Origin of the sequence: Mesorhizobium sp. M0664 (assembly GCF_040320565.1) — a bacterium.
Taxonomy (GTDB): domain Bacteria; phylum Pseudomonadota; class Alphaproteobacteria; order Rhizobiales; family Rhizobiaceae; genus Mesorhizobium.
In genome coordinates this window covers 174,800-190,983 of sequence record NZ_JAMYPW010000002.1, presented here as the reverse complement: position 1 = coordinate 190,983, position 16,184 = coordinate 174,800, and the positions used below count along the sequence as shown (strand labels likewise).

Below are 16,184 nucleotides of genomic sequence, written 5' to 3'. Positions count from 1 at the left end.
AATCAGCCCTTTGTTCCAACGCCCGGCGGATCGTCCGCGATTCGGGCGTATAGGTAATGGTCCTGCCAGATGCCGTTGATCCTGAGATAGGATCGTAGCAGTCCTTCGCGCCGGAATCCGGCTTTTTCAAGCACGCGGATCGACCGGGCGTTGTCGGGAATACAGGCAGCTTCGATCCGGTGCAATCGCAGCGTTTCGAAGGCGAAACGCGTCACCACTCTTACGGCATCGGTCATCAGGCCGCGTCCGCTGAAGCGCTCGCCGATCCAGTAGCCGATATGGCCGCTTTGGGCGACCCCGTGGCGGATATTGCCGAGGGTGATACCGCCGGCCAGCTTGCCGCTGCTTTTCTCGAAGATGAAGAAGGCGATCGCCGTCCCCTGCGCGTAGTCCTCGCGGTAGCGCCCGATACGATGCCGCCACGCCGTGCGGTCGAGTTCGTCAGGGGTCCATCGCGGCTCCCACGGCTCAAGGAAGGCGCGGCTTTCACTGCGCAGCACCGACCACTCGCGATAGTCGTTGGTCAGCGGTACGCGCAGCGTGACAAGCTCGCCCTTCAGTGCCGGCAGGTCGCGGCGAAAGAAAGGGAGCGCGAACACGACGCTCGAGTAGGCTTAGACGGCGAGCTTGCGGGCAGTGGTCTGCGTGCCCGAAAGCGAATCGAGGATCGCCTCATAGGGCGCGAGCGTACCCACCGGCCCGACGGCTGTAAGCGTCGGCTTGGTCGAAAAAAGCCGCGACGACAGGTCCGTCAGCCGCTCGACCGTCAGCGCCGACAGCCGCTCCATCAACTCTTCCTTGGCTATCGGCCTGCCGAACAGAAGCAACTGCCTGGCGATCTGCGAGGCGCGGCTGGCCGGGCTCTCGGCCGACATGATCAGCCCGGCGCGGTACTGCGCACGCGCCCGGTCGAGCTCCTCCTGCAGGATGTTTTCACCGGCCTTTTGCAGCTCGTCGATGATCACAGGCACCAGCTCGGCAATATCGCTTTGTCCGGTCGCCGCATGGACCCCGAAGACGCCCGTGTCGGAAAAACCCCAATGGAAGGCGTAGACCGAATAGCACAGGCCGCGTTTCTCGCGGACTTCCTGGAAAAGCCGCGACGACATGCCGCCGCCCAGGATCATCGACAGGACCTGGGAGGCGTAGAAATCGCGGACGTGATAGGCGCGGCCCTCGAAACCCAGCACGATCTGCGCGTCCATCAGGTCGCGGTCCTCGCGAAAATCGCCGCCGACATACTGCGCATATTGCGGGATGGTGCCGTCGGCCTTGCCGCGGAAGCTGCCGAGACGCTTTTCGACCTCCCGCACGAAATCGTCGTGCTTGATATCGCCGGCCGCCACCATCACCATGTTCTCGGCGCCGTACTGTCGTTCGATGAAGTCGTGCAGCTGCTTCGAAGTGAAGGATTTGACGGTTTCCGGCGTGCCAAGAATCGAGCGGCCGATAGTCTGGTGGCGGAAGGCGGTCTCGGTAAAGTGATCGAAAACGACGTCGTCGGGCGTATCGTGCGCGGCGCCGATCTCCTGCAGAATCACATGCTGCTCTCGTTCCAACTCCTGCGGATCGAATTCGGATTCCTGCAGGATGTCGGAAAGGATATCGACGGCCAGCGGCACGTCGTCGCTCAGAACCCTTGCATAATAGGAGGTCGTCTCGACGCTGGTGGCGGCATTGATCTCGCCGCCGACGTCCTCGATCTCCGAGGCGATCTCGAAGGCGCTTCGCCGACTGGTGCCCTTGAAAGCCATGTGCTCGAGCAAGTGCGCCATTCCGTGCTCTTCGTCACGCTCGTTGCGTGCGCCCGACTTGACCCAGGCGCCAAGGGCAACAGATTCGAGGCTTGGAAGGGTTTCGGTGGCGACTGTCAGGCCGTTCGACAGACGGCTTACCTCAACACCCATATGGCAATTACTCCCTAACGCGCCGCCCGCGTGTGGCGGCCGACATAATCTTCCACCATTTTCAGGTCGGATGGAAGTACCGTGTATTTTTCCTCGGCACTCATCAACCCGCCTAGCCATGCAGGCAGGGCAGGCGACACGCCGCTGGCGGCTTCGACGGCGGCGGGAAACTTTGCCGGGTGCGCAGTGCCCAGCACCACCATCGGCACCTCACCCGCAGCCTTGCCGGCGGCCACATGCACGGCCGCGGCGGTATGCGGGTCGAGCAGATAGCCGCTCGCCGCAAGTGTGGTGCGGATGGTGGCGGCGACCTCGTCCATGGTGGCGCGGCCGGCGTCGAATTCGGACCGGATCTTGGCGATTTCGCCGGCCTCGATGGTGAAGGCGCCGGACTGCTTGAGCCCGTTCATGTAGCGCCGCACGGCCGAGGCATCGCGGCCGGACGCTTCGAACAGCAAGCGTTCGAAGTTCGAAGACACCTGGATGTCCATCGAGGGGGACGTGGTCGAAAAGACCCCCTTCATGCGGTATTCGCCGGTTGCCAGCGTGCGCGCCAGAATATCGTTGTCGTTGGTGGCGATGATCAGCCGTTCGATCGGCAGCCCCATCTTCTTGGCGGCATAGCCGGCGAAGATGTCGCCGAAATTGCCGGTCGGCACGGTGAAGGAAACCGGCCTGTCGGGCGCGCCGAGCGACAGCGCGGAGGAGAAATAATAGACGATCTGGGCCATGATGCGGGCCCAGTTGATCGAGTTGACGCCGGACAGCGATACCCGGTCACGAAAACCGTGGTCGTTGAACATGTCCTTTACCAGGCTCTGGCAGTCGTCGAAATTGCCTTCGATCGCCAACGCATGGACGTTTGCGGCGGTCGAGGTCGTCATCTGCCGCTGCTGTACCGGCGAGACGCGGCCGTGCGGGAAAAGCACGAAGATGTCGGTGCGGTTGCGCCCGGCAAAGGCATCGATGGCGGCCCCTCCGGTGTCGCCGGAGGTGGCGCCGACAATGGTGGCGCGCTGGTCACGCTCGGCCAGCACATGGTCCATCAGCCGTGCAAGAAGCTGCATCGCCACGTCCTTGAAAGCGAGCGTCGGGCCGTGGAAGAGCTCGAGCACGAAGCTGTTCGGCCCGGTCTGCACCAGCGGGCAGACGGCCTCATGGCGGAAGGTTGCATAGGCTTCGCGCACCAGCCGTTCGAACACCGGCGCCGCGATCTCGCCGCCGAGGAACGGCGACAGCACGCGGATGGCAAGATCGGGATAGGCAAGGCCGCGCATGGCGCGGATCTCGGCTGCGGAAAAATGCGGCCAGGCGCTCGGCAGGTAGAGCCCGCCGTCGCGCGCCAGTCCGGCCAGCACCGCGTCGGAAAATCCAAGCGCGGGCGCTTCCCCGCGGGTACTCACATATTGCATCGTCACGTTTCCATTGCTGCCGGGAATTTTCGCCCGCCGCGAGGTGGTGGATTTCTGCGCTGGATCAGTCGCATTTTTGCCGCGCGGTTGATATACGTCACCGGCTTTGCGAGAGGGAAGTGCAGTTCATGGCGTTTCATTCATTCAACGGTCGTTTTGTCGCGGGTGTGGCGCTCACCGGCTTTATGCTTGCCGCCGCAGGTTGCCAATCGAGCGACAATGGAATTCTCGGCTTCGGCAAAAAGGATGCGACGCCGCCACCGCCACCCGATCCAAAGGTGCTTTCCAGCCAGTTGCAGGCCTATTGCCCGAAAGTGACGTTGCGTGACGGCACCGCCTTCTTCAATACCTACGCCAAGAGCGGTCCGAAGCCGAAGAAAAAACCCGATGTTGCCGCCGAGGAAGCCGCCCAGCCGGCAGTGGACGCGGCAGGCGTCGATCAGCCGGACGATTCCGCCAAGATCATCTATCAGGCTTCGATCACCGATGTGACCCGCGACTGCAGCCGCGCCAACGGCTCCTTGTCGATGAAGATAGCCGTCGCCGGCAAGGTCGTGCCTGGCCCGATGTTCACCCCCGGGACCATCACCATGCCGATCCGCATCGCGGTGATGCACGGCACCGAAGTTCTCTATTCGCAGCTTCACTCCTATCAGGTCCAGGTTACCGATCCTTCGAGTGCCACGCAGTTCGTCTTCACCGATTCCAACGTCGTCGTTCCGGAGCCGACGGCGAAGGACTACCAGGCATATGCCGGGTATGACGAGGGCGCTCCGAAAGTAGCGACAGACAAGCCGAGGAAGAAGAAAGCCGCCGCGACCAACTAAGCCGCTGCATTCGTGCCACGGCGGTTGGAGGCGGCCTCTCAGGCGTCCGCCGACCATTCCGACAGCGCGGCGATCACGCTTTTCAGCTCCGCCCAGCGGCGGATGACCGTTTCCGCGCCGGCCTCGGTCAGCGCATCGGCGTGGCCGGGATAGCTGTGCGCCGCGCCGGTGAAGCCGATGACGCGCATTCCCGCCGTCTTGGCGCCGGTGACGCCATGCACCGAATCCTCGATGACAAAGGTGTTCGCAGGATCGGCCTTGAGCTTTTCCGCGGCGAACCGAAACACGTCCGGCGCCGGCTTGGTTTTCCCGGTCGGAGTTTCCAGCGAGGAAAAGATACGGCCGGCAAAGAACGGCAAAAGCTGCACCTTCTCCAGCATGAATTCGATCCGCTCCGAGCGCGAATTCGAACAGACGCAGCGCGGCACTGCTACCGCGGCGACAGCCTCGTGCGCCCCGTCGATGGCACGCACGTCGCTGCGCAGCCTACGATCGACCAGCTGTTCCTCCTTGTCGATCAGCGAGGCCTGGAACGGGATCCGGGACTTTTCCTCGACCCGCATCATGATGTCCTTGAAAGTCAACCCGGCATAGACCTCGGAAATCTCCTCGGCCGATATCTCGTAGCCGGCCGAGGTCAACAGCTCGGCATCGATCCGCGCGGCGATGATTTCGGAATCGACGAGCACGCCGTCGCAATCGAAGATGACAAGGTCTGGCTGGGGCATGGTGATCCGGAAAGCGGGATGAAGGGAATGCCGAGGGCTTTTTGGTCCAAACGGCTCAGGCGGCGCGGCATACACCAACAGGCCGGGCTTCGCAAATTCGGCGGGCTGCTTCACTGAATATTTACGCTGATCGGTAACCATAACGGACAGTAAACAGTAACGCGTGCCTTGGGTGTCACAATGTCTGCCGTGCGTCTTCTCGACGAGCTTTCCGATGTTCCCCAGCAATCCGAGTGGCTGGATACGATCCTGAAGGGCGACTGCGTCGCCGCGCTCGAACGGCTGCCGGAAAAGTCGATCGACGTGATCTTCGCCGATCCGCCCTATAATTTGCAGCTCGATGGCGATCTGCACCGGCCCGATCAATCCAAGGTCGATGCCGTCGACGACCATTGGGACCAGTTCGACAGTTTTGAGGCCTACGACGCCTTCACCCGCGCCTGGCTGCTGGCGGCGCGCCGTGTGTTGAAGCCCAACGGCACGATCTGGGTTATCGGCTCCTACCACAATATTTTCAGGGTCGGGGCCAAGATGCAGGACCTGGGCTTCTGGATCCTCAACGACGTCGTCTGGCGCAAGACCAATCCAATGCCGAATTTCCGTGGCCGCCGTTTCCAGAACGCGCATGAGACGATGATCTGGGCATCGCGCGACCAGAAGGGCAAGGGTTACACATTCAACTACGAGGCGCTGAAGGCGTCGAACGACGACGTCCAGATGCGCTCGGACTGGCTGTTTCCGATCTGCACCGGCGGCGAGCGCCTGAAGAACGACAATGGCGACAAATTGCATCCGACGCAGAAGCCGGAAGCGTTGCTTGCCCGCGTCATGACGGCATCGACCAGGCCGGGCGACATCGTGCTCGACCCGTTCTTCGGTTCAGGCACCACCGGGGCTGTGGCCAAGCGGCTTGGCCGCCACTTCGTCGGCATTGAGCGCGAACAAACCTATATCGATGCCGCCATGGAACGTATCGATGCGGTCCGGCCGCTGGAAGGCGCCAATTTGACGGTACTGACCGGCAAGCGCGCCGAGCCGCGCGTCGCCTTCGTCACCCTTCTCGACAATGGCCTGGTGGCGCCAGGCGCCACGCTCTACGACGCCAAGAAGCGCTGGGCGGCAAAAGTGCGCGCCGACGGCACGCTGGCCATCGGCGACAGTGCCGGGTCGATCCACAAGATCGGCGCCGAGGTGCAGGGGCTGGACGCCTGCAACGGATGGACCTTCTGGCATTATGAGCGCAGCGGCGGCCTGACCCCGATCGACGAGCTTCGCCGCATTGCTCGGCTAGGCATGGAGCGGGCGGGCGCCTGACGGCTTCCGAGTTGCGGCAGATCGGTTAATGCGAAGGCTCAACCAACTCCTGGAACCGATTCAAATCACATTTTGATCCCAAGACTCTCAAGGTCCGCCCTGAGCGTCTTTGCATCGGTGAACAGCACCGACTGCCAGCCCGCCGCCTTGGCGCCGTCGACGTTCTTCTGGCTGTCGTCGATGAACAGCGTCGCTGACGGCTCGAGGCTGAACGCGGCGACGTGGTGGTCATAGATGGCGCGATCCGGCTTGATCTGGCGGATGTCGCCGGAAACGGTGACGCCGCGCGGCCGATTGAGGAAATCGAAGCGCTCGCGGGCCTCGGCGAGCGTATCTGCAGCGAAATTGGTGAGCATCGTCACGTCATGGCCGCTGTCGATTAGGCCGATCATGATGGCGACGCTGTCCTCATAGGCGTGAGGCACCATCTCGTGCCAGTGCCGGCGGAAATTGCGGATATTTTCGGCGTGCTCGGGATATTGCGCGATCGCCAGCGCTTCGGCCTCTTCCCAACTGCGGCCGCGATCCTGCTCGATGTTCCAATCATGCGTGCAGACATTGTCGAAGAACCATTTCCGTTCGTCGGGATCGGGGATCAAGCGACTGAAGGGCAGGTCCGGATCATAGTGGATCAGCACTTTGCCGATATCGAAAACGATGTGGCGGATTTCAGTCATTCTTCTCTCTTTCAACGCGGCCGCTGCTTTTTCGTCGCGCCCGGTATCGCCGCTTCGATTACCTTTTTCACGACGCTCGGCAGCGCTTCCCCGGAAATTTCATGGGCCAGCGACCAGAAATGCCCGACCGGGGCGGCACTGTCGGTGTCCGCCTTGAACACGTCGAGTTCAAGCGCAAAATGGGTGAAGACATGGCCGATGCGTCCGGCCTGCCGCCAGTTGCCGGGGAAGGGGGCTGCCGCTTCCGTGGTGGCGCCGTCTATGCGCGCCGTCCAGCCGGTCGTCGGCACCTCAGTCATGCCGCCGAGCAGGCCTTTGTCCGCGCGCTTGCGCAGAAGGATGGCGCCGTCGCGCCTGACGGCAACGAAGGCGGCACCGCGGCGTAAGGGTCTTTCGGCCTTGGGCAGGCGGACCGGAAAGCGTTCGGGGTCGCCCGAGGTCGTGGCGCTGCAGCCCTCGCGAACGGGGCACAGCATGCAGCGGGGCCGGCGCGGCGTGCAGATCGTCGCGCCCAGGTCCATCATCGCCTGCGCGAAGTCGCCGGGCCTTGTCGGGGGAACCATGCGTTCGACCTGGCCGCGTATCTCGCCCTTGGCTTCGCCCCGCGGCGTGGCGATCGAAAACAGCCGAGAGACGACCCGTTCGACATTGCCGTCGACGACCGCGGCTGGTCGGTCGAAGGCGATCGCTGCGATCGCCGCCGCCGTATAGGCGCCGATGCCGGGCAGTTCCTTCAAGCCGGACTCGCTGTCCGGAAAGCGGCCGCCTTGCCGCGCGACGAGATCGGCACAGGCTTTGAGGTTACGGGCGCGGGAGTAATAGCCGAGCCCGGCCCAGGCCTTCATGACGTCTTCGGTCGGTGCCGCCGCCAGCGCCTGGATCGTTGGCCATTTCTCTGCGAACGCCCGGAAATAGGATTTTACCGCCTCGACCGTGGTTTGCTGCAGCATCACCTCGGAAAGCCAGACCAGATAGGGATCGGGCCGCGCCCCGCCCGCCAGCGCGCGCGGCGAAACGCGCCAGGGCAGGTCGCGGTGATGCGCGTCGTACCAGCCAAGCAGCCGGGAGGCGATCTCGACATTGTCTCCGGATACGGCCTTGCGGGTCTGGTCGTGCAGTGCCATTGATCGAGGGTCGGCCCTAATCCATTGGTGCTGAAGCTGGAGAACGCACATGGCAGGGAAAAGGCCCTTCGGCAATCCCGTTCCGGTGAGCGATCTCGCAACCGAGATCCTCGACCCGGTGCTGCGCAAACGGGCCGGTATGTCGATCGGACTGGTCCAGTCATGGGAAGAAATTGCCGGGCCGCGGCTTGCCGGCCGCTCGCGCCCGGAAAAGATCCAGTGGCCGCGCCGCATGCATGAGGACGATCCTTTCGAACCGGCGGTGCTGGTGATTGCCTGCGAGGGTGTAGCGGCACTGCATCTGCAGCACGAGACCGGCGAGATCATCAACCGGGTCAATGCCTTCCTCGGTTTCAATGCGATCGGTCGGATCAGGATCGTGCAGAAGCCGGTAATGGCGGGCAAGGACAAGCCGAAACCCAGTTTGCGGCCATTGACTGCGGCCGAGAAAGCGAAGCTGTCGGGCACCGTTGGTTTGATCGAGGACGGCGGGCTGCGCGCCTCGCTAGAGCGGCTTGGCGCCACCATTCTCGGTCAAAAGAAACCGTGATCTCGCGCTATCGTGATGGTATGCCCGGATTTGGCGATTGGAATAGGGGCGGTAATGCCTTAATTCGCGCCAACTCTCGCTTTTTGTAGACTTTGCATTGCAAAATCCAACTATTGCCAGGTGATTCGTATGATCCGTTCCTTGTCCCGCAGAAACCTTTTGACTTCGCTGGCCGCAATACCAGCGGTGGCGCTGCTTGCCGCCTGCAGCGACTCGGGCGAGAAAGCCGAGGCGCAGGATGTGAAGCCTGCGGCTCCGGAACCTGCGAAGCCGGCCGCTCCGGCCGCCGCGGCGGCGCCGGAGGCTCAGGGCACGGTCGATATGGCGGCACTGCTGAAGCCCGGCGCATTGCCCGACATGCAGCTCGGCAAGGACGATGCAAAGGTCACTATCGTCGAATATGCATCGATGACCTGCCCGCATTGCGCGCATTTCGCCGAGACCACTTTTCCGGAGCTGAAGACGAAATATATCGATACCGGCAAGGCCCGTTACATACTGCGCGAGTTTCCGTTCGATCCCAGCGCCGAGGCCGGTTTCATGCTGGCGCGCTGCTCCAAGGACAACTATTTCCCGATGGTCGACGTGCTGTTCAGGCAGCAGGCGAACTGGGTTGGTGTGAACAATACCAAGGACGCATTGCTGCAAATCGCCAAGCTTGCCGGTTTTACACAGGAGTCCTTCGAGGCCTGCTTGACGGACCAGAAACTTCTGGACGATGTGAGATCCGTCCAGAAGCGTGGCGCCGACGAATTCAAGGTCGATTCCACACCGACCTTTTTCATCAACGGAAAGACCTACAAAGGGGCGATGTCGATTGCGGAAATGTCGGCCATCATCGACCCTCTGCTCTGACGTTTCGGCAGCGCCGAAGCGGCGTCGCTTCGGCGTGCGCACTTCTTTGTCTTGCCGCGGGGTCTCCTTGCAAAACCGCGGAACAGCGTTGCGAAACTTGGCTATGGGCCGGCGCGAATGAAGTTCTCGCGCCTTCGCCTGCTCGGCTTCAAATCCTTCGTCGAACCCGGCGAGTTCGTCATCGAACGCGGCCTGACCGGCGTCGTCGGGCCGAACGGCTGCGGCAAGTCGAACCTGGTCGAGGCGCTGCGCTGGGTTATGGGCGAAAGCTCCTACAAGAACATGCGTGCGTCCGGCATGGACGACGTCATCTTTTCCGGCTCGGGAACGCGTCCGGCCCGCAACACCGCCGAAGTCACGCTGTTCCTCGACAATAGCGACCGCACCGCGCCGTCCGCCTTCAACGACGCCGATGAGTTGCAGGTCTCGCGCCGCATCGAGCGCGAGGCCGGCTCGCTCTACCGCATCAACGGCAAGGAGGCTCGCGCCAAGGACGTTCAGCTGCTGTTCGCCGACCAGTCGACCGGCGCCCGCTCGCCCTCGATGGTCGGCCAGGGCCGCATCGGCGAGCTGATCCAGGCAAAGCCACAGGCGCGCCGCGCGCTGCTGGAAGAGGCGGCCGGAATTTCCGGCCTGCATACGCGCCGCCACGAAGCCGAGCTGCGGCTGAAGGCGGCGGAACAGAACCTCGAAAGGCTGGACGACGTCGTCGGCGAGCTGGAAAGCCAGATCGAAAGCCTGAAACGCCAGGCCCGCCAGGCCTCGCGCTTCAAGAACCTGTCGGCCGACATCCGCAAGGCCGAAGCGACGCTGCTGCATCTGCGCTGGACGCTCGCCAAGACACAGGAAGGCGAAGCGCGTTCAGCGCTGGCGATTGCCACCGCGCTGGTCGGCGACCGTGCCGCCGCCCAGATGGCTGCCGCCAGGGAACAAGGCATCAACGCCCACCGGCTGCCGGACTTGCGCGATGCGGAAGCCGCTGCCGCCGCCGCCTTCCAGCGTCTATCGATCGCCAAGGCGCAGATCGAGGAAGAGGCGGGCCGCATCCGCGCCCGCCAGGCAGAGCTCGACCGCCGACTGCAACAGCTCGATGGCGACCTTGCCCGCGAGGAGCGCATGGTCCGCGATAATGCGGATATCCTCGAACGCCTCGCCGCCGAAGAAGCCGCGCTCAATGCCGAAAACGCCGGCGCCGCCGAGCGCGAGGCCAGCACCCGCGCGGCTTTCGAGCAGACGGCATCGACGCTTGCCTCGAGCGAGGCCAGGCTCGCCGCGCTGACCGCCGAACGGGCGGAGGCTGCCGCCTCGCGCAACCAGATCGAACGGACGCTGCGCGACACCGCTGAGCGCCGCGACCGCTTTGCCCGCCAGCTTGCCGATGTCGACCGCGAACTGTCGGAGATCGTCTCCAGGGTCGCCGGCCTGCCCGATCCCGCCGAGAAGCGGCTACTGGTCGATCAGGCGCTGGCGCTGCTCGAAAAGGCCGAGGCAGCCGCCATTGCCGCCGAACAGGCGGTCGCCGAGGCGCGTGCAGACGAAAGTGCTGCCCGCCCACCGGTTCAGGACACAAAGGCCGAGCTGGCGCGGATCGAAACCGAGGCCCGCACGCTGGCCAAGATCCTCAACGCCGCCAGCGGCGATCTATTTCCCTCGGTGCTGGAGCAGATCAGCGTCGAGCGTGGCTACGAGACGGCGCTGGGTGCCGCGCTTGGCGAAGATCTCGACGTGCCGCTCGACCGCAGTGCGCCGGTGCATTGGGGCCAGAGCGAAATCCAGCCTGCCGACGCCGCATTGCCCGAAGGCATAAGGAGCTTCGCCAGCGTTGTGCGTGCGCCGGCACAGCTGGCCCGCAGGCTGGCCCAGATCGGCATTGTCGAAGCCGCCGACGGAAGACGGCTGCAGACGCTGCTTGCTCCCGGTCAACGGCTGGTCAGCCGCGAAGGCGCGCTCTGGCGTTGGGACGGCTTCACCGCCAGCGCCGATGCCCCGACCGCCGCCGCGCAGCGGCTGGCGCAGAAAAACCGGCTGGCCGAACTCGATGCCGAAGCAGTCCATGCCACGCGCACCCTGCGCGAAGCTGAACAAGCCCTTGCCCAGGCCGAACAGGCGCTTGCCCAGGCGAGCGAGGCCGAACGCAACGCCCGACAGGCCGGGCGCGACGCCCAGCACGGGCTCGACGCTGCCCGCAACACGCTGGCCGAGGCCGAAAAAGCCGGCGGCGAGCTGTCGAGCCGGCGTGCCGCACTTGACGAGGCGCGCGCACGCATTGTCGACAGCCATGAGGAAACGGCGGCGGCATTCGTCGAGGCGGAAATGCTGCTGCAAGACGCGCCCGATCTCGGCGACCTGCAGTTGCAGCTCGAGCAGTCGGCGGCCAATGTCGCCCGCGACCGCGCCGCCCTTGCCGATGCGCGTGCCGTTCACGAGGGCCTGAGGCGGGAGGCCGAGGCACGTGCGCGTCGGCTCGATGCCATCGGCGCGGAACGGCGCAACTGGGTGGAGCGCGCCGAAAACGCCTCGACACAGATCGCGGCGCTCGGCGAACGCAAGGCGGAGGCCGAGGCCGAGCGCGAGCAACTGGCCGACGCCCCCGACGAGATCGACGCCAAGCGGCGCGCCCTGCTGTCGCAACTCGCCGAGGCCGAAAGCCTGCGCAAGGCAGCAGGCGACCGCTTGCAGGAAGCGGAGAACCGCCAGTCCGAGCTGGACAAGGCTGCGACTGCTGCCATCCAGTCGCTGGCCGAGGCGCGCGAATCCCGCGTTCGCGCCGAAGAGCGGCTGACCGCCGCCGACGAGCGTCGGCTGGAAGTCGAGGCGCGCATCCAGGAAACGCTGAACACGCCGCCGCATCTGGTGATCCGCCACACCGGCCTCGAACCCGACAGCCCGATGCCCGAAATGGCCGAGATCGAGCGTCAGCTCGACCGGCTGAAGGTCGAACGCGAACGGCTCGGTGCCGTCAATCTGCGCGCCGAGGAGGAGCAGAAGGAACTGTCGGACCGGCTGGAGACCATCGTCTCCGAGCGCGACGACATCATCGAGGCGATCCGGAAGCTGCGACAGGCGATCCATAGCCTGAACCGCGAAGGCCGCGAGCGGCTGCTCGCCGCCTTCGAGGTGGTTAACGGCCATTTTCAACGGCTGTTTTCGCATCTGTTCGGCGGCGGCACCGCCGAGCTGCAACTGATCGAGTCCGACGATCCGCTCGAAGCGGGGCTCGAGATCCTGGCGCGTCCGCCCGGCAAGAAGCCGCAGACGATGACGCTGCTGTCCGGCGGCGAGCAGGCGTTGACGGCGATGTCGCTGATCTTCGCCGTGTTCCTGACCAACCCGGCGCCGATCTGCGTGCTCGACGAAGTCGACGCGCCGCTCGACGACCACAATGTCGAGCGTTTCTGCAATCTGATGGACGAAATGGCCGCAACCACCGAAACGCGCTTCGTCATCATCACACACAACCCGATCACCATGGCGCGCATGGACCGGCTGTTTGGGGTGACCATGGCCGAGCAAGGCGTCAGCCAACTGGTGTCGGTTGACCTGCAGGCGGCCGAAGCCATGCGCGAGGCAAGCTGACGCATCAGCTTAATGGTGGTCTCCACCTCGGCTTTCGACTATAGCACGACAAAATGGGCCGGATCTGCCGCTCCAGATGCCGGCCCGGCTATGCGCGTGGAGAAGCTTGTTGCCTATACTTGTCACCGGAGCCGCGGGGTTCATTGGCAGCCACGTTTGCCACCATCTGCTCGACCGGGGAGAAGCGGTCGTCGGCGTCGACAACATGAACGACTATTACGACCTGGCGCTCAAAAAGGGGCGGCTTGCCGGCCTTCTGCCCCATAAGGATTTTTCGTTCCACCAGATCGATATTGCCGAACAGGGCGCGCTTGCAGCCGCTTTGGCCGGGCAAGGCATCGTTAGGATCGTGCACCTTGCCGCGCAGGCGGGCGTGCGCCACTCACTCGACAATCCGCGGCTCTATATCCGCTCCAATGTCATGGGCCACCTCGAAGTGCTCGAATTCTGTCGCGCCGAACCGGCATTCGAGCATCTGGTCTATGCCTCGTCGAGCTCGGTGTATGGCGGCAACCGCAGCGTGCCGTTCAGCGAAGCCGATCAGGTCGACAAGCCCGTTTCGCTTTACGCCGCCACCAAGAAAACCGATGAGTTGATGAGCCACACCTACGCCCATCTGTTCGGCATACCGCAGACCGGCCTGCGGTTTTTCACGGTCTACGGTCCCTGGGGCCGTCCCGACATGGCCTATTGGATGTTCACCCAGGCGATGCTCAAGGGCAAGCCGATCCGGGTCTTCAACAATGGCGAAATGTGGCGCGATTTCACCTACATAGACGATGTTGTGAAGGCGGTTGTCGCCGTGCTCGACAAGCCGCCGGCGGCTGACGTTCCGCCGAACAGGCTCTACAATGTCGGCAACAACCGGCCGGTGCGTCTGGGCGACTTCATCGACATTCTGGAAAGGCTGCTCAAGGTCAAGGCAATCCGCCACAACGAGCCGATGCAGGCGAGCGACGTCGAGAAGACCTACGCCGACATGACCGCGCTGGAGCGGGATTTCGGCTTCAGGCCTAGCGTTTCGATAGAGGACGGGCTGAAGAAGTTTGTCGACTGGTACCGGCCGTACTCGAAGCAGTGATTTGCACCGCTCGCCGTGATGCCTTCAAGCTGACATCTGAAGTGGGGCGCAAGTCGGTCCGCAAAAAGCATCATTTTGTCCTAACATCCTGTTAACCACATGCTCGCTGAAACGTATCCGATTAACCTTTGAGGCGCTTATGACCGCTATGTTTCGTGGCTTGCTGTTCAGTATGAGCTGTGTGGATGTGCGGATTCGGGGGCTATTTCGGTTCAGTCCGGGATGCGGAAGCTTTGCTTGCGCGCATGACGTCTGCGATCGCCCATCGCGGGCCGGATGAACAAGGGAAATTCGTAGCGCCCGAGGCTGGACTTGGGCATGCGCGGCTGTCGGTGATTGGGATTGGTGATGGCCAGCAGCCGATGTCCGACGAAACCGGCGATTTGACGGTTGCGTTCAACGGCGAGATCTTCAACTACGTGGAATTGCGCGAAGGGCTGCTGGCCAAGGGCCGACGCTTCCGCACGTCGAGCGACACAGAGGTTCTCCTGCAGCTGTATGACGAGATGGGCGAAGACTGTCTGTCGCTCCTGAACGGTGATTTCGCCTTCGCGATTTGGGATAACCGGCGGCGGCGGATGGTGCTTGCAAGAGACCGCATGGGTGTTCGGCCGCTGTTCTACACCAGCAAGGACGGGGTGCTCTACTTTGCGTCGGAGATAAAGGCCCTGCTGACGGTACCCGGCGTCTCGGCCGAAATCGATCCAATTGCACTCGACCAGATCTTTACGCTGTGGGCGCCGATCGCTCCACGCACGGCTTTCCGCAACATCCACGAGCTGGAGCCGGCAAGCGTGATGATCGCGACACAGGGGCAAGTCACGGTCAAACCATATTGGCACCTAGACTACCCGTATCCGGATAGGCCATCGAAGATCACCAATGAGGACGACGCGGCCGAGGAACTGCAGGCCCTGTTGACCGACGCGGTGAGGCTTCGCATGCGCGCCGACGTGCCGGTCGGTTCTTACCTTTCGGGCGGGCTCGATTCATCCCTCGTTTCGGCACTCGCGGCCGGCATGACTCCTCTTAAGCTGCAGACATTTTCCGTGACGTTCGACAGCGGCGAGCATGACGAAAGCGCCTTCCAGACCGAAATGGCGTCAGCACTTGGCACACGCCATCGAACCATTGCGTGTCGTGCCGGCGATATCGCCGGTGCGTTTCCCGAAGTCATCCGCTTTACCGAGCGGCCGATCATCCGCACGGCCCCAGCCCCCCTCTATCAACTGTCCGGCCTCGTTCGCCAGGCCGGTTTGAAAGTAGTGCTGACAGGCGAAGGCGCCGACGAGGTCTTTGCCGGCTATGATGTCTTCAAGGAAGCGCGGGTTCGCCGTTTCTGCGCGCGACAGCCGGCATCGCGCATAAGGCCACAACTGTTCCGCAAGCTTTATCCCTATCTGCCGGGCCTGCAACAGCAGTCCGTGGAGTACCTGGCTGCGTTCTTCGGAACCGGCAGCGCTGCCCTGGACGATCCGCTGTTCTCGCATCGGCCGCGTTTCAAGACCACATCAGCGGCGAAGATGTTCTTTTCCGGTGACCTGCGCGCGACATTGAAGGGGTATGACGCAGCCGAGGACCTGGCCAGCCGGTTGCCTGAGGCGTTTTCCCGGTGGCATCCGCTGCATCAGGCGCAATATCTAGAAACCCGCTTCCTCCTGCCGGGCTACATCCTCTCCAGCCAGGGCGATCGCATGGCCATGGCGCACGGTATCGAAGGGCGGTTCCCCTTCCTTGACCATCGCTTGGTGGAGTTTGCGGCAAGACTTCCGCCGGAGATGAAGCTGAAGGGACTGGTGGAAAAACACATATTGCGCAAAGCTGCCAAGCACCTGCTTCCGACGGCCATCCGCGAGCGCACCAAACAGCCTTACCGGGCGCCGGAAGCCCGCTCCTTCGTGGGAGCCGGAGAATTGGACTACGTACGCGACTCGCTGAGCGAGGCGAGTATCGCCTCCGGAGGACTATTCAACGCCAAGGCGGTGGCGAACCTGCACGAGAAATGCCGCTTGCAGCCAGCGTCCGGATTCCGCGACAATGCGGCTTTCGTCGGCATTTTGTCGGCGCAACTGTGGCAGAAGATTTTCACCGGCGAAAAGGTCGGTGAAGCACGAGCGGCCTGAGAAATCGAGG

At 63.4% G+C, this 16,184-nt stretch carries 13 protein-coding genes; 7 read left to right on the top strand and 6 right to left on the bottom strand.

Going from position 1 to position 16,184, the window contains the following annotated elements:
• Positions 1-2: 2 nt before the first annotated feature.
• Genes NKI39_RS03625 through thrC form a run of 3 tightly spaced genes read right to left on the bottom strand, consistent with a single transcriptional unit; the run spans position 3 to position 3,319 of the window.
• On the bottom strand, positions 3-599 hold the full coding sequence (locus NKI39_RS03625) for a GNAT family N-acetyltransferase (protein WP_352470647.1): 597 nt from the start codon (positions 597-599) through the stop codon (positions 3-5).
• A gap of 15 nt (positions 600-614) precedes the next feature.
• Positions 615-1,907, bottom strand: coding sequence for a M16 family metallopeptidase (locus NKI39_RS03620; RefSeq protein WP_352470646.1), 1,293 nt, complete (start codon positions 1,905-1,907; stop codon positions 615-617).
• 14 nt (positions 1,908-1,921) lie between these two features.
• Entirely contained in the window at positions 1,922-3,319 is a 1,398-nt protein-coding gene (gene thrC, locus NKI39_RS03615; RefSeq protein ID WP_352501950.1) for a threonine synthase, read from the bottom strand.
• Positions 3,320-3,447: 128 nt separating this feature from the next.
• Here thrC and NKI39_RS03610 point away from each other — a divergent pair, with 128 nt between their 5' ends.
• Positions 3,448-4,146 (top strand): hypothetical protein, encoded by a 699-nt coding sequence (locus NKI39_RS03610; protein ID WP_352830703.1) that lies wholly within the window; start codon positions 3,448-3,450, stop codon positions 4,144-4,146.
• A gap of 38 nt (positions 4,147-4,184) precedes the next feature.
• Here the strand turns inward: NKI39_RS03610 and NKI39_RS03605 are convergent, their stop codons facing one another.
• Positions 4,185-4,874 (bottom strand): HAD family hydrolase, encoded by a 690-nt coding sequence (locus NKI39_RS03605; protein ID WP_254818468.1) that lies wholly within the window; start codon positions 4,872-4,874, stop codon positions 4,185-4,187.
• A gap of 180 nt (positions 4,875-5,054) precedes the next feature.
• Between NKI39_RS03605 and NKI39_RS03600 the strand changes: the two genes are divergently transcribed.
• Complete coding sequence (locus tag NKI39_RS03600; protein WP_352470643.1) at positions 5,055-6,188, top strand: site-specific DNA-methyltransferase; 1,134 nt, start codon at positions 5,055-5,057, stop codon at positions 6,186-6,188.
• 65 nt (positions 6,189-6,253) lie between these two features.
• Here NKI39_RS03600 and NKI39_RS03595 read toward each other — a convergent pair whose 3' ends face one another.
• Both NKI39_RS03595 and mutY read right to left on the bottom strand, forming a co-directional pair.
• Positions 6,254-6,865, bottom strand: coding sequence for an HAD family hydrolase (locus NKI39_RS03595; RefSeq protein ID WP_352830701.1), 612 nt, complete (start codon positions 6,863-6,865; stop codon positions 6,254-6,256).
• A gap of 11 nt (positions 6,866-6,876) precedes the next feature.
• The gene (mutY, locus tag NKI39_RS03590) at positions 6,877-7,989 is read right to left on the bottom strand and encodes an A/G-specific adenine glycosylase (protein WP_352830700.1); all 1,113 of its coding nucleotides are present in this window, start codon (positions 7,987-7,989) and stop codon (positions 6,877-6,879) included.
• Positions 7,990-8,038: 49 nt separating this feature from the next.
• Between mutY and NKI39_RS03585 the strand changes: the two genes are divergently transcribed.
• From NKI39_RS03585 to asnB, 5 genes are all read left to right on the top strand, one after another.
• The gene (locus tag NKI39_RS03585) at positions 8,039-8,539 is read left to right on the top strand and encodes a DUF721 domain-containing protein (RefSeq protein WP_023674157.1); all 501 of its coding nucleotides are present in this window, start codon (positions 8,039-8,041) and stop codon (positions 8,537-8,539) included.
• A gap of 129 nt (positions 8,540-8,668) precedes the next feature.
• Entirely contained in the window at positions 8,669-9,394 is a 726-nt protein-coding gene (locus tag NKI39_RS03580) for a DsbA family protein (protein WP_023674158.1), read from the top strand.
• Positions 9,395-9,511: 117 nt separating this feature from the next.
• Positions 9,512-12,970: a chromosome segregation protein SMC gene (gene smc / locus NKI39_RS03575; protein ID WP_352830698.1), complete on the top strand. Its 3,459-nt coding sequence runs from the start codon at positions 9,512-9,514 to the stop codon at positions 12,968-12,970.
• Positions 12,971-13,079: 109 nt separating this feature from the next.
• The gene (locus NKI39_RS03570) at positions 13,080-14,051 is read left to right on the top strand and encodes an NAD-dependent epimerase/dehydratase family protein (RefSeq protein WP_352470637.1); all 972 of its coding nucleotides are present in this window, start codon (positions 13,080-13,082) and stop codon (positions 14,049-14,051) included.
• 185 nt (positions 14,052-14,236) lie between these two features.
• A complete protein-coding gene (gene asnB, locus NKI39_RS03565) occupies positions 14,237-16,174 on the top strand; it encodes an asparagine synthase (glutamine-hydrolyzing) (RefSeq protein WP_352470636.1) in 1,938 nt (645 codons plus the stop codon).
• Positions 16,175-16,184 lie beyond the last annotated feature (10 nt).